Origin of the sequence: Nocardioides islandensis, assembly GCF_015352455.1 — a bacterium.
Classification (GTDB): Bacteria; Actinomycetota; Actinomycetes; order Propionibacteriales; family Nocardioidaceae; genus Nocardioides; species Nocardioides islandensis.
Genome location: NZ_JADKPN010000007.1, coordinates 205,670 through 219,441 on the forward strand (window position 1 = coordinate 205,670; position 13,772 = coordinate 219,441).

12 protein-coding genes are annotated in these 13,772 nt (G+C 72.8%); 6 read left to right on the forward strand and 6 right to left on the reverse strand.

Annotation, left to right across the window (positions count from 1 at the left end; genetic code table 11):
* Positions 1 to 11: 11 nt before the first annotated feature.
* Positions 12 to 914 (forward strand): hypothetical protein, encoded by a 903-nt coding sequence (locus ISU07_RS13495; RefSeq protein ID WP_194707310.1) that lies wholly within the window; start codon positions 12 to 14, stop codon positions 912 to 914.
* Positions 911 to 3,631: a stealth conserved region 3 domain-containing protein gene (locus ISU07_RS13500; protein ID WP_194707311.1), complete on the forward strand. Its 2,721-nt coding sequence runs from the start codon at positions 911 to 913 to the stop codon at positions 3,629 to 3,631. Before ISU07_RS13495 ends, ISU07_RS13500 begins: the two co-directional genes overlap by 4 nt.
* On the opposite strand, the gene ISU07_RS13505 is transcribed toward ISU07_RS13500, so the two are convergent.
* The gene (locus tag ISU07_RS13505; protein WP_194707312.1) at positions 3,628 to 4,605 is read right to left on the reverse strand and encodes a sulfotransferase family protein; all 978 of its coding nucleotides are present in this window, start codon (positions 4,603 to 4,605) and stop codon (positions 3,628 to 3,630) included. The genes ISU07_RS13500 and ISU07_RS13505 overlap by 4 nt on opposite strands.
* A 197-nt stretch (positions 4,606 to 4,802) precedes the next feature.
* Between ISU07_RS13505 and ISU07_RS13510 the strand changes: the two genes are divergently transcribed.
* Positions 4,803 to 5,546 carry a TrmH family RNA methyltransferase gene (locus ISU07_RS13510; RefSeq protein WP_194707313.1) on the forward strand — a complete coding sequence of 248 codons (744 nt, stop codon included), beginning with the start codon at positions 4,803 to 4,805 and terminating at the stop codon, positions 5,544 to 5,546.
* A gap of 68 nt (positions 5,547 to 5,614) precedes the next feature.
* On the opposite strand, the gene ISU07_RS13515 is transcribed toward ISU07_RS13510, so the two are convergent.
* Entirely contained in the window at positions 5,615 to 6,700 is a 1,086-nt protein-coding gene (locus ISU07_RS13515; RefSeq protein WP_194707314.1) for a DNA polymerase domain-containing protein, read from the reverse strand.
* 70 nt (positions 6,701 to 6,770) lie between these two features.
* Between ISU07_RS13515 and msrB the strand changes: the two genes are divergently transcribed.
* Positions 6,771 to 7,184, forward strand: coding sequence for a peptide-methionine (R)-S-oxide reductase MsrB (gene msrB / locus ISU07_RS13520; RefSeq protein ID WP_194707315.1), 414 nt, complete (start codon positions 6,771 to 6,773; stop codon positions 7,182 to 7,184).
* A gap of 36 nt (positions 7,185 to 7,220) precedes the next feature.
* Entirely contained in the window at positions 7,221 to 8,897 is a 1,677-nt protein-coding gene (locus tag ISU07_RS13525) for a hypothetical protein (RefSeq protein WP_194707316.1), read from the forward strand.
* A gap of 36 nt (positions 8,898 to 8,933) precedes the next feature.
* Here ISU07_RS13525 and ISU07_RS13530 read toward each other — a convergent pair whose 3' ends face one another.
* Genes ISU07_RS13530 through hemG form a run of 3 tightly spaced genes read right to left on the reverse strand, consistent with a single transcriptional unit; the run spans position 8,934 to position 11,663 of the window.
* Positions 8,934 to 9,554 (reverse strand): hypothetical protein, encoded by a 621-nt coding sequence (locus ISU07_RS13530; protein ID WP_194707317.1) that lies wholly within the window; start codon positions 9,552 to 9,554, stop codon positions 8,934 to 8,936.
* Between the two features lie 35 nt (positions 9,555 to 9,589).
* Positions 9,590 to 10,288 (reverse strand): hydrogen peroxide-dependent heme synthase, encoded by a 699-nt coding sequence (gene hemQ, locus ISU07_RS13535; protein WP_194707359.1) that lies wholly within the window; start codon positions 10,286 to 10,288, stop codon positions 9,590 to 9,592.
* Positions 10,289 to 10,307: 19 nt separating this feature from the next.
* Complete coding sequence (gene hemG / locus ISU07_RS13540) at positions 10,308 to 11,663, reverse strand: protoporphyrinogen oxidase (protein ID WP_194707318.1); 1,356 nt, start codon at positions 11,661 to 11,663, stop codon at positions 10,308 to 10,310.
* A 59-nt stretch (positions 11,664 to 11,722) separates the two neighbouring features.
* Here hemG and ISU07_RS13545 point away from each other — a divergent pair, with 59 nt between their 5' ends.
* Positions 11,723 to 12,697: a DUF4349 domain-containing protein gene (locus ISU07_RS13545; RefSeq protein ID WP_194707319.1), complete on the forward strand. Its 975-nt coding sequence runs from the start codon at positions 11,723 to 11,725 to the stop codon at positions 12,695 to 12,697.
* 26 nt (positions 12,698 to 12,723) lie between these two features.
* Here the strand turns inward: ISU07_RS13545 and hemE are convergent, their stop codons facing one another.
* Positions 12,724 to 13,767, reverse strand: coding sequence for a uroporphyrinogen decarboxylase (hemE, locus tag ISU07_RS13550; protein ID WP_323742598.1), 1,044 nt, complete (start codon positions 13,765 to 13,767; stop codon positions 12,724 to 12,726).
* Positions 13,768 to 13,772: the final 5 nt, after the last annotated feature.

Below are 13,772 nucleotides of genomic sequence, written 5' to 3' on the forward strand. Positions count from 1 at the left end.
ACGATCGCTGGGTGAAGCTCTCCCGGCGCCTCCAGTCCGTGGCGCGTGAGGCAGCCGATCAGGCCCGCGACCGGCTGGGCGACCGACTGGGCGACCGGCTGGGCCGTGCCGAAGGCCCGGCGGAGGCTCGGGTCGGGGGATCCGCTCCGGACGCCCCGGGCCGTCGCCCGCGCTCGGCGTTCGCCGGGGTGCTCGACGGGCGGCACCTCTGGCTGGCGGTCGACGCGACGCCCGGGACACTTGCGCTGCGTCCCGTCGGCACCGAGAAGGTCGTGCCGCTGACCAGCGACCTGGCCGAGGACGACCCGCGCTTCCGCTCGGTACGGGCGGACCTGCGCGGCGTGCCCGGCGGCCCCGGCCGCTTCGAGGTCGTCATCACCGCACCGGGCGGCAAGGTGCACCGGGTGTGGACGCCCCCGCTGCTGCGCGGCGAGCCCGTCCTCACCCCGGCCGTCGACGGCGTGCAGTGGCAGGTCGAGCGCGCCGAGGACGGGACGCTGCTGCTGGCCCGCGAGGACGCCCCCGCCGCGGCGTACCTGCTCTCGATCACCGCGGACGACGACGACGTGGTCACGATGCGGCTCGAGGGCGCGCCCGAGGGAGCCGAGCTCCGGATCGTGGACGACGAGAGTGGTGCCCTGCTGCTCACCCGACCGCTCACGCGCGAGGGCGACGTGGCCGTCGCGACCCTCGACCACCGCGACGTGCCCGAGCAGGTCGGGGTCACGGCCACCGTGCACGCCGGCGACCTACCCGTACGGCGCCGTCACAACGAGCTCGTCCGTCCCGACCACGCGGCGCAGCTCCCCCACGTGCAGAACGAGGACGGCGACGGACCCGTGTTCAGCCTGGTGTACCGCTGGCTGTCCGACGGCGTGCTGCGCGTCCGCCGTCCCGAGGGTGGCCCGGCGTGAAGATCACCTACCTCGTCTTCAACCTCGACGGCATGGGCGGCACCAGCCGCTCGGCGATCACCCAGGCCAACGCGCTGGCCGGCGACCACCGCGTCCGGCTGCTGTCGGTGACCCGAAGCGGTGAGCGGCCCCACTACGACATCGACGAGCGCGTGGACGTGCGGTACCTCGTCGACGTCCGCGAGGGACAGGACCCCGCGGCCATCGGCGTCGAGCTGCCGGCCGCGCAGGCCCGTGCGCTCCACGAGCGGGAGTCCCTGCTGGTCCCCGAGCGCTGGGACTGGCAGTTCACCGCCCTGTGCGACCTCGGCCTCGAGCACGCCCTGCCGCACCTGGACACCGACGTGCTGGTCACCGTCACCCCCGGGCTGCTGGCCGCGGCGGTGCAGCTGCTGCCGCCCGAGGTGGTCGTGGTGCACCAGGAGCACCGCTCCAGCTCCGACCGCAGCTCCGGTCTGGAGCCCCTGCTGTACTTCGCGCCGCGCGCCGATGTGGTGGCGGTGTTCACCCCGGCCATGGCCGACTGGGTGCGCGAGCAGCTCGGCGACGCCACGCCGGAGATCGCGATCGTGCCCAACCCGCTGCCACTGGGCTTCACGCCGCGCTCGCGCCTGGACTCCCCGCTCATCCTGACGGCGGGCCGGCTGGTGAACGAGAAGGGGTACTCCCGGCTCATCGACGCCTTCGCCCTGGTCGCCGACCAGCTGCCCGACTGGCGGCTGCGCATCCTCGGCCTCGGGCCCAAGCGCACCGAGCTGGTGCGTCAGATCCGCCGGCTCGGGCTCTACGACCGGGTCGAGCTGCCCGGCGCCGTGTCGGACATGCGCGGCGAGTGGGCGAAGGCGTCCATCTGCGCGCTCACGTCGCGGGCCGAGGCCTTCCCGCTGGTGGTGCAGGAAGCGATGGCGGCCGGCGTCCCGGTGGCGTCGTACGACTGCGCGTCCGGCCCGCGGGAGATCATCGAGCACGAGGTCAACGGCCTGCTGGTCTCGCCGGAGTCGATCGCGGGCATGGCGGCGGCCCTGCTCCGGCTGGCCGCTGACACCGACCTACGGCGCACCCTCGGCGAGGGCGCCTACCGGACGTCGCGCCAGTACGACGCCTACGCCATCGCCGAGCGCTGGGTGGGCGTCTTCAGCGCCGCCCGTGCGCGACGTACCGTCGCCGGCCGGCTGGCCCCGCGCGTCACCGCCCTGGCGTCGGCCAAGCCGGTCGCCACGTCCGCCGCGGCGGCCCGCGCGGCCGAGGGCGTCACGCCCGTCGAGGCGCGCGAGGCGACCCTGGCCTGGGCCGTGCGCTGCGCCGTCGCCGCCAGCCACGAGTGGCTGGTCATCCCCGCCCACGAGGCCGGCGCCCCGGTCGTCGTGCTGCCGATCGCCGACCGCGACGCCTTCCTGAAGTCGCTCGGCGACACCGGCGCCCCGGCGTACCTCTCCGTGCGCGACCCCGAGCAGCACGGCTGGCCGGAGCGCCGCGGCTCGGTGCACACCCTCGGCGACGAGCTGCGCCGCGGCATGACGCCGCGGCTGTTCCTCGAGCCGTGGCCGGTCGTCGACGGCACGTCGCAGCTGGTCGGGCAGGGCTGCTCGGTCGAGGTGCAGTTCTGGGAGCGGCACGTCGACGGCGGCCTGGTGTCACCCACGCGCAACCGCTACACCACCAAGATTCCGGCCGGCGCGTCGCTGGTGCCGGCGACCATCGAGGGCGTCGAGGTGCGCACCCTGCCGCTGATGGCCACCCCGACGGTCAACGAGTGCCGGTTCCCCGTCGACGTCGTCTACACCTGGGTCGACGGCAACGACCCCGAGTGGGACGCGGCCCGCGAGCAGCGGATCGCCGGCATCGAGGGCGGGGCGCAACAGACGGCGCAGACGCGCGAGGCGAGTGGCCGGGCGCGGTTCATCTCCCGCGACGAGCTGCGCTACTCCCTGCGGTCGGTGCATCTGTTCGCCCCGTGGGTGCGCAACATCTACGTCGTCACCAGCGGCCAGGTGCCGCCGTGGCTCGACCTCGACCATCCGGGCGTGCGGGTGGTGCGACACGACGAGATCCTGCCCGCCGACGCGCTGCCGACCTTCAACTCGCACGCGATCGAGACCTCGCTGCACCACATCCCGGGCCTGGCCGAGCACTGGCTGTACTTCAACGACGACTTCTTCCTCGGCCGCCCGCTGCGCCCGGAGGCGCTGTTCAGCCCGGCGGGGCTGACGTCGGTGTTCTTCGCCCCGTCCACCATCGGCCTCAGCGACCTGCCCGGCTCGCCCCCGTGGCTGAAGGCCGCGTGGAACAACCGCCGCATCCTCCAGGACACCTTCGGCGCGGGGACGACCAACGCGCTGGCCCACGCGCCGTACGCCGTCCGCACGTCCGTGCTGCGCGAGATCGAAGAGCGGTTCAAGGACGACGTCGAGCGGACCGCCCGGTCACCGTTCCGGTCCGACACCGACATCTCGATGCTGAGCTCGTTCGTCCAGCACTACGCGGTGCTCACCGGCACGGCCTACGTCGCCGAGGCCGACACCGAGTTCGTGAACATCGCCAACCCCGACCTGGACTGGCAGCTCTCGCTGCTCATGAAGCGCGAGCAGGACTTCTTCTGCCTCGGCGACCACCACGACCACGGGTTCCGGCTCGACCGGCTGGACGCGCTGCTCGCGGGGTTCCTGCAGGAGTACTTCCCCGTCGCCGCGCCGTGGGAGAAGGACGAGACCCGCTAGCCGCCGGTCTTCAGGCGCTCGATCTCCGCCTCGGCCTTGGCCAGCCGGGCCTTCAGCTTCCGGCGTACCTTGGCCACCTGCGCCGTGGTCTCGTCCAGGGCGATGGCGGCCGAGGACTCGTACAGCTCGCGGTACTCCCGCCGCAGGCCGTCGATCCGCTTCATCACCACGTCGTCGTCGGGCGTCTCCACCAGCCCGTTCATGGCGTCCCACGCGCGGTCGGCGAGGTCGACCAGCGTCGGGGACACCTCGAGCCCCTCCCAGTCGGGCTTGGACCGGTTGAGGCCGGCGTCGATGAAGTCGTCGACGGGGTGGTGGCCGCTCGTGTCGTTGTACCTGAGGCCGAGCTGGGCGCCGGCCCGCGCCATCGCGGCCCGCCAGTCGCCGATCAGGTCGTAGTACGGCACGAACGCCCGGGGGTTCCCCCGTGTCGCGCGCTCGGTCTCGAACGCCGCGTTGATCCACGCCGCGACGTTCGTCGTCTCGCGCTTCTGCCGGAACGACCGGTCCATGTCGGTGAGGTACGCCGTGTCACGCGACCGCACGACCTGCGCGGGGTGGCGCAGCATCGTCAGGCTGGTGAGCTGGGTGTCGAGCTGGGTGGAGACGCGCTGCCACAGGTCGTAGACCCAGTAGGCGCGGGTGTCCTTGAGCAGGATCTGCTTCTCCCCCGTGGCGAGCTGCTCGACCAGCCAGCTCTTGAGGCGCTGCTCGACCTCGGGCGTGACGGCCTTCTTCGCGATGCGGCCGGCGGTCGGACGGGAGTCGATCGTGCGGACCGGGATGGGGTTCAGCAGCCACTTGTGGAACTCCGCGACCCACAACGGCTCGTAGTACCCGCGCGGGTTCCGCTCGTCGGTCTCCACCTCCGGCTGGGGGATGTAGAGCCCGAGCCGTTTGAGCGTGCCCGCGACGCTGCTCGTGCCGCTGCGCCCCGAGCCCGTCACCACGACGAGCTTCACCTGATCCGTCACCAGGTCAGGATATTGGGGTGCAGGTGATGCCCACGCACTCGTACCGTCACCGTCATGGGAATCACGGAGTGACCGCAGCCAGGCCCCGTTCGGCGGCCTGACGACCGACGTACGTTCGCGCGCGGGGAGTAGCGCCCCCAACCGGTAGATCCGGCGTGCGCCGGTCAGGCGACCACTCCCGCCTCCGGAGCCATCCCATGCCCGCCCTCAACCCCGCCGCGCGCCTCTACTCCCAGGCCCGCCGCAACCTGCTTCCTCGTCACGAGAGCCTCGTCGCCGTCGCCGGCCGCTGGCAGCACGAGCACCTCGCCCGGCTCGGCGTCCGCCCCGAGGTGACGCTGCGCTGCGGCGCCGACCCGTACGTCGGGGCCCTCGACATCTCCGAGAAGACCCTCGCCCGCATCCACCCCGGCCTCTCGGCACCGGCCCTGCTGTCGGTCGTCCGGCTACCGCGCTGGACACCCGCCGACGTGTTCCGCCCGGAGGCCCGGCTGGTACTCGTGGCCGACGGGATCGAGTACGCCGGCAACCTCGGCACCCTCGTCCGCACGGCCGACGCCGCCGGTGCCGACGGTCTGGTCCTCACCAACGCCACCTGCCGGCTGACGCACCCGAAGGTGTTCGAGGCCAGCCGCGGCACGGTGCTCACGACGCCCGTGCTGACCTACGACACCGTGGCCGACGCCCGTCGGGACCTCAGCGGCGCCGGCTTCACGGCGTACGTCGCCGATCCCGCGGCCGCCCACTCCTACCTGGACGTGGACTACCGGCACCGCAAGGTGGCGCTCGTCGTCGGCTCCGAAGGTGACGGTGTGGCCGCCGAGTGGCGCACGCCCGACCTCACCCGCGTCTCGATCCCGATGCGCGGCCTCGCCGACTCCCTGAACGTCGCGGCCTCGGCCTCAGTCCTGCTCTTCGACGCCCGGGCGCGGTTGGGCTGACACCGATTCGTCAGCGATCCTCCGGGTGGTCGCGGCGGGGAAACTGCTGACGAATCGGCTGAGTGGCCTCAGGCCGGACCGATCCAGTTGCCGTCCTCGTCCCAGTGCTCGGCGACCTTCTTCGAGGGCTGCACGCGCGGCGGCTCGCCGGGCATCTTCGGGTAGTCGGGCGGGAAGTTCATCTCGACCGAGCCCTGCTCCTCGTACAAGGCCAGCAGCGGCGTGATGTCGTGGTGCACGTCGTCGATGCTCGCCCAGGGGTCGCCGTCCGCGACGCGGTCCGGGACGGTGAACAGGTTGTACTCGCCCGGGTCGGTGACCCCGGCCAGCTCCTCCCACGTCATCGGCGTGGAGACGGGGGCACCGACGATGGGGCGGAGGGAGTACGCCGAGGCGATGGTGCGGTCGCGGTTGTTCTGGTTGAAGTCCACGAAGATCCGCTCCCCGCGCTCCTCCTTCCACCAGTTCATCGTCACGCCCTCGTCGCGCGCGGCCAGCTCGCGGCCGAAGCCGATCGCCGCGTGCCGCACGTCGGTGAACTCCCAGCGCGGCTCGATCCGCACGTAGATGTGCACGCCGCGGTTGCCGGACGTCTTCGGGTACCCGCGCAGCCCCTTCTCCTCGAGCAGCTCGCGGGCCACACCGGCCACCCGCACCGCGTCGCCGAACGTCGTGCCCGGCTGCGGGTCCAGGTCGATGCGCAGCTCGTCGGGTCGGTCGACGTCCGCGCGGCGTACCGGCCAGGGGTGGAACGTCAGCGTGCCCATGTGCGCGCACCAGACGGGGACGGCGATCTCGGTGGGACAGATCTCGTCGGCGGTCCGCCCCGAGGGGAACGTGATGGTCGCGGTCTCGAGGTAGTCGGGCGCGCCCTTGGGCACGCGCTTCTGGTAGAACGCGTCGGCATCCTTGTCCTGCGGGCCGGTCGCCAGCTTCATCCCCGGGCGTACGCCGCTGGTCCACCGCTCGAGTGCGGTCGGCCGCTCGCGCAGGGCGCGCATCAGGCCGTCCCCGACCGACGCGAAGTACTCCGCCACCATCAGCTTGGTGACCTCCGGCGTCCGGTCGGTCGCCTCGTAGATCACCCGGTCCGGGCTCGAGACCCGGACCGAGCGGTCGCCCGCCTGCACCTCGACCGCCGCCGCCTTCGCCATGGCCACACCGTAACCGCGCCGTAAGCCCGGCCGCCCGGGTGCCGTGGGGAGCCCGACTACCGTTGCGGTCATGGCGTACAACGTGGAGAAGACCGACGAGCAGTGGCGCGAGGAGCTCAGCCCCGCCGAGTACCAGGTGCTGCGCCAGGCCGGCACCGAGCGCGCGTTCACCGGTGAGTACACCGACACCGAGACCACCGGCGTCTACCGCTGCAAGGCCTGCCAGGCCAAGCTCTTCGAGTCCGACACCAAGTTCCACTCCGGCTGCGGGTGGCCGAGCTTCTACCAGCCGATCAGCGACACCATCCAGTACATCGAGGACACCTCGCACGGCATGAAGCGGGTCGAGGTCCGGTGCGCCAACTGCGGCTCGCACCTGGGCCACGTGTTCCCCGACGGCTACGGCACGCCGACCGGTGACCGCTACTGCATCAACTCGATCAGCCTCACCCTGGAGCCCGCGGACCAGCCCGTCGACCAGTAGGTCCCGACGCGGGGGCACACCCTAGGGTGTGCCCTCATGAGCCAGAGCGACTCTCGGACGCCCGCGTCGTACCTGAAGCGGCGTCCGAGCCCGCCGGTCGTCACGCTGGCGGTGGGCATCCTGGCCTCGACGGTCGTGCTGCTCTGGCACGCCCGCAAGCTGTGGTTCTTCGGCGACGAGTGGGAGTTCCTCTACCAACGGGGACTGACCGGTGGGAACGGCCCCGGCCCGTTCGAGCCCCACAACGAGCACTGGTCGACGATCCCGCTCGTCCTGTACCGCGTGATGTGGCAGGTGGTCGGCCTCCAGCACTACCAGCTCTGGGACCTCATGCCGATCGCCGCCTTGATGGTCGGCAGCGTCGGCCTCTTCGTCCTGCTGCGCCGCGCGGGGGCAGCCGACTGGGTGGCCGTCGCCTGCGCGGTGGTACTGGCCTGGAACGGCGCGGGCGAGGACACGCTGTGGGCGTTCCAGATCGGGTTCCTCGGGTCCCTGACGGCCGGCATCCTGGCCTGCCTGGCGGTGCTCTCAGCGACGTCGTGGCGCGGGCTGGTGCTGGCCAACGTGCTGCTGGTCGCCGGCCTGATGTGCTCGGGCCTCGGCATCCCGATGGTCGCGTGGGCGGCCCTCTTCACGCTGATGCTGCGCGGCTGGCGCACGACCCTGGCCGTCGCGGTCGTCCCCACGCTCGTCTACCTGGCCTGGTACGCCGCGTACGGATCCTCGGCAGTGCCGGACGACGAGGACCCGTACGTCTCGTGGATGCAGTTCGTCACCTACGTGTGGGCCGGCATCGGCCACGTCTGGGACGTGACGACCGGGGCACCGGTCGGCACGGTGATGTTCGTGGCGCTGGTCGCGGTCGCGCTCTTCGCCCGGGTGACCGACGAGCTGCACGCCCTCGCGGTCTCGGGCGTCGTCACCACGGTCTTCGCGTACGGCATGCTGGCGAGCTCGCGCGCGGACCTCGGGCCCGAGCAGGCGCAGTCGCTGCGGTACGTGCCCCTCGGCCTGGTCCTGACCCTCCCCGCCTTCGCCATCCTGGTCGGCCTGGTGGTGGCGGTGCTGCCGGGGCGCAGGATCGAGCGGTACGCCGTCGCGGCCGGCCTCGTCCTGGTGCTGGTCGGCTCGTCGTACGCCAGCACCCAGACCTTCGCCCACGACCGGGCGAACTTCATGCAGGGCGTCGAGCAGCGGGTGCTCACCGGCGTCTACCTGGAGGAGAAGGGCGAGCCCCTCCTCAGGACGACCGTCGAGGCCAACAGCCAGACCATCGACGTCGGGCTGCTGACGGCTCCGGGCCAGCGCGACCACGTGCCTGTCGTCACGCCGGACGACGACGAGCTCTGGACCGGCCGCGCACAGTTCCGGGTCGCGGCGATGGCCGCGCCGGCGGACATCCCCTTCGCCCACCACGTGTCCGGCGTCGGCGTGGGTGGCGACCTCGACCTCTCCGACTGTGCGGAGGTGGCCACCAACGTGCTCCCGCTGGGGTATGTCGAGGTGCCGGCCGGCGTGAAGGGCACGCAGATCGGGCTGCGCAACCCCGGGACCGCGCTCAGCGTCCAGCTGGTCCACGACGGGGAGGTGTCCGAGGCCGCCACCATCACCACGGGGGCCGGCCAGACCGTGTACGTCGCGAGCAACGTGCCGGACGCCGACCTGCGGATCACGTTGACCACCGACACGTTCGGGGTCTGCGACCACGGCTGACCGGCGTGGTCGGCGTGGTCGGCGGACCGGGGGCTGCTAGGCCGGTTGCAGGGCGGAGTGCACGAACACCAGCCCCTCGCCGTACGTATGGTCCGCCCAGTCCTGGATCGACCCGTCGTCGTGGACGACGTCGACGACGACGAGGTTGTCGCCCGGCATCGTGGAGAGCGCGCCCGGGAGCTCGCGGAGGTCCTGGGCGATCGCCTCGAGCTCGGCCTCCGAGTGCTGATCGCCGGCCCCGCTGGTGGGCTCGGGCGTCGGCATCGGGTCGTAGAGCGCACCCGACACCGCCGACCGGTAGGTCAGCGTCTCCCCGTCGAAGGTGCCGGTGATCGCGAAGCTGCCGAACTTGACCCCGCCCGCGTTGTCGAAGTCGCCGCGGTGCTCGGCCCAGCTCCACCCGGTCATCGGCAGCCCGGTGCACTGCGGCGGGTAGGACTCCGCGACGGGCCCGAGGCAGAAGCCCGGCTCGCCGCCGGACGACGCGTCGAGGACCAGGCCGAGACCGACGACCGGACCGTCGGCGGGTGGGATGGCGGTCGGCATCGGCGGTGCCGAGCTGCCGGGGTCCTGCGCGGTGTCCCCGCTGTCGGTGCCACAGGCCGTCGCGGACAGGGCGACGAGCAGCATGGACGCGGCGGCGACGAGGACGCGCATGGGGGTACGACGGGTGGTCGCCGACCCCGGTTCCGTCACGGCAGGCGGTGGACCAGGTCGGTCGCAGAGACGCGGGGGCCGGTGTAGAACGGCACCTCCTCGCGGACGTGGCGCCGTGTCTCGGACCCCCGGAGGTGTCGCATCAGGTCGACGATCCGGTGCAGCTCGTCGGCCTCGAAGGCGAGGATCCACTCGTAGTCGCCCAGCGCGAAGCTGGACACGGTGTTGGCCCGCACGTCGGGGAAGTCGCGAGCCATCTGACCGTGCTCGGCCAGCAGCCCCCGGCGCTCGGACTCCTCGAGGAGGTACCACTCGTAGGACCGCACGAAGGGGTAGACGCAGACGTAGGCCCGCGGCTCCTCGTCGGCCAGGAACGCCGGCACGTGGCTCTTGTTGAACTCGGCGGGCCGGTGCAGGGCGACCTGCGACCACACGGGCTCGAGCCGGGCGCCGAAGGCCGTCCGGCGCAGCCGCTGGTAGGCGTCCTGGAGCCGCTCCACGGTCTCGGCGTGCCACCACACCAGCACGTCGGCGTCGGCGCGCAGACCGCTCAGCTCGTAGAGCCCGCGCACCACCACGTCCTGGGTCGCCAGCTTGGCCACCAGGTCGCCGAGCTCGGCGGCCTCGTCGGCGCGGCGGTCGTCGCCGCCGTAGGGACGGGAGAGTCGGAACACCGACCACATCGTGTAGCGGACGGTGTCGTTGATCTCGCGGGTCCGCGCGGCCTTGGTCATGTCCTGCTGGCTCACCCCCTCATTGTGCCGGGGCGAGGTCTGCGACGGCCCGGCGGGCCGAGGCGATCACGGCCGGGATGCCCACGCCGTCGTACGCCGCGCCGCAGACGCCGAGCCCCGGCACCTCGGCCACGGCGGCGCGGACCCGGGCGACCCGGTCGAGGTGGCCGACGGCGTACTGCGGCAACCCGCCGCCCCACCGCTGCACGTGGGTGTCCACCGGGCGGGCCGCCAGCCCGGTGGCGTCGCGCAGGTCGGCCAGCGACGCGGCGACGAGGTCCTCGTCGGCGACCTGGAGCACCGACTCCTCGCGGTGCCGGCCGATGCTGGTGCGCAGCAGGAGCAGACCGCCGCCGGCCTCGCGGACCCACTCCCACTTGTTGAACGAGAACGTCGAGGCCTTGATCGTCCGGCCGTCCACGGGAGGTACGAGGAAGCCGGAGCCGCCCAGCCCACCGACGTCCTGGGCCGGGAACGCGAGGGTGACCACGGCCATCGACGCGGACTCGATCTCGGCCAGCTCGGCGGCGGCGACCGGCGCGACCATCTGCAGCAGCCGGGCCGTGGGGGCGGCCGGCGTCGCGAGCACGACCTCGTCCGCGACCAGCTCCTGCTCGGCCGTCGTGGGGCCGACGACGAGGGCGAAGCCGTCCGGGGTACGTCGCAGGGCGCGGACGGTGGCGTCGGTGCGGACGTCGAGGCCCGATGCCACCGCTCGGGGGAGGCGGCCCATGCCGCCGGCGATGCCGGCGAAGACCGGGGCGCCCGTGGATGCGGCGAGTGCGTCCGCCGCGCCGGCGACGAGCGAGCCACGGCTCCAGGCGACGAGCTGAGGAACGGTGGCGCGCGCGGAGAGCAGGCGCGCATGGCCGGCGTACACACCACCGAGCAGCGGCTCGACGAGCCGGTCGACGACCTCGCCGCCGAGACGGTCGGCGACCAGGTCGCCCACGGAGACGTCCTCGTCGCCGATGTCCGGACCCGTCCGCTCGTGGCGGAGCCGGTCGACGCCGGCGTCGTCGAGGATGCCGGACGCGGCCACCTGGTCCGGGTCGACGGGGACACCCATCACCGAGCGTGGCAGCGGTCGCAGCGCGCCGCGGGTCCAGACCGCCGACGCGGTGCTCGCCGGGTGCACGAGACCGAGCCCCACCTCGCGGGCGAGGCCCATCCCCTCCGGGCGGCGGGCGAGCATCGACTCCGCACCGACGTCGACGGAGACGCCGGCCACCTCGGCGGTGAGCAGCTTGCCGCCGATGCGCGGGGAGCCCTCGAGCACGACGACCTCGCGTCCCGCCGCCGCCAGCTCACGCGCCGCGGTCAGCCCGGCGATGCCTCCGCCGACGACGACGGCGCGGCGGGGCGGTGCGGGCACGTGACCACCTTGTCACCCGATCGAGACGTGACCGCGTCCGGGGCGGGGAACCTCGGGCCATGACGCGGCGTCCCACACCCATGCAGACTCCTGGGCGCACCACTCACCTGCTGGCGGCGGTCGCCGCCGCGGCCCTGCTCTCGCTGACGGCCTGCTCCGGAGGCGGATCCGACTCCGGAACTGCCACGACCGCCGACGGCGGCGGGGCCGGTGGGTCGGCCGGTGACGTCGCCGCCCCCGAGATGGCCGACGGGGCGGTCGCCTCTGACTCCGACGCGAGCAAGGCCGGATCGGCGCGCAACGCCGTCGACCTCGTCGAGCAGCAGGCGGTGATCCGCAACGGCGCCGTGTCGCTGCGCAGCGACGACGTCGGGAAGACGCGCTTCGACGTGCAGGCACTGGTGGACCAGCACAACGGCACGATCGCCGACGACAAGACCGAGACCGACAAGACCGGCAAGCCGCTGCGCTCGCGGATGGTGCTGCGGGTGCCGAGCGACGACTTCGACGCCGTCATGACCGCGCTCGGCAACGGCGAGCTGGCCGACCTCGCGTCCACCAGCAGCAGCGCCGAGGACGTCACCACCCAGGTCATCGACGTCGAGGCCCGCATCAAGGCCCAGCAGGCCAGCGTCGACCGGGTCCGCCAGCTGCTCGCCCGCGCCGAGTCGATCCGCGACATCATGTCGATCGAGGCCGAGCTCTCGAACCGCCAGGCCCAGCTGGACTCGCTCACGCAGCAGCAGGCGTACCTGGCCGACCAGACCTCGCTGGCGACCATCAAGGTCAGCATCGAGCGCAAGCCGTCCGCGACGCCGGCGCCCGAGAAGGACGACGACCACGGCTTCCTCGCCGGCCTCACCGCCGGCTGGGACGGTCTCCGCGCCACCGTCGTCGCCGTGCTCACCGTCGTCGGTGCCGTCCTGCCGTTCGCCGTCGTCGGCCTGCTGGTCGGCGTCCCGGTCTGGCTCCTCATCCGTCGCCTGCGCCGCGAGCCCGCCGCCGTCGCCGCGCCCGTGTCCGGCGGTGAGTGAGGGTCGGTTCTACAGGGGTAGCGGCGTCACGACACCGGGATCGACTGCACGAACCGGGTGAGCTCCTCGAGCTGACCGGGGTCGGTGTCCGGGATGACGCCGTGGCCGAGGTTGAAGACGTGCCCGCGGGCGGCCCGGCCGGCCTCGACGATCGCGGCGGCCCGCGAGGTCATCACCGAGGTCGGCGCGAACACCAGCGTCGGGTCGAGGTTGCCCTGCACCGCGCGGTCGCCGACGGCCGGGATCGCCGTACCGAGCGGCGTACGCCAGTCGACGCCCACGACGTCCGCGCCGGCCTCGGCCATCAGCGGCAGCAGGCTGCCGGTGTTCACGCCGAAGTGGATGCGCGGCACGCCGAGCTCACCCGCGGCCGACAGCACCCGCGCGGAGTAGGGCTGCACGTACGTGGCGTAGTCCTCCGGCGTGCAGGCCCCCGCCCACGAGTCGAACAGCTGGACGGCCGACGCGCCCGCCGACACCTGCACCGAGAGGTACGCCGCGGCGATCCCGGCGATCTTGGACATCAGGGCGTCCCAGACCTCCGGAGCGCCGAACATCATCGCCTTGGTGCGGGCATGCTCCTTGGAGGGACCGCCCTCGACCAGGTACGACGCGACGGTGAACGGCGCGCCGGCGAACCCGATCAGCGGCGTGCCGCCGAGCTCGGCCACCAGCCGCTGCACGGACTCGGTGATGAAGGGGACGTGCTCGGGCGTCAGGTCGGGTATCGCGGCGACGTCCTCGAGGGTGCGCACCGGAGACGCCACCACCGGGCCGACCCCCGGCTTGATGTCGAGGTCGACGCCCACCGCCTTGAGCGGCAGCACGATGTCGCTGAAGAAGATGGCGGCGTCGACGCCGTACCGGCGCACCGGCTGCATCGTGATCTCGACGACCACGTCGGGCGTCATGCAGGACTCGAGCATGCCCACGCCGGCGCGCAGGGCGCGGTACTCCGGGAGGGAGCGGCCGGCCTGCCGCATGTACCAGACCGGCGTGTGCGGCACCGGCAGCCCACGCGTCGCGCGGATGAAAGCACTGTCCTGGGGGGTGGACTGGACATCTGGCACGGGCG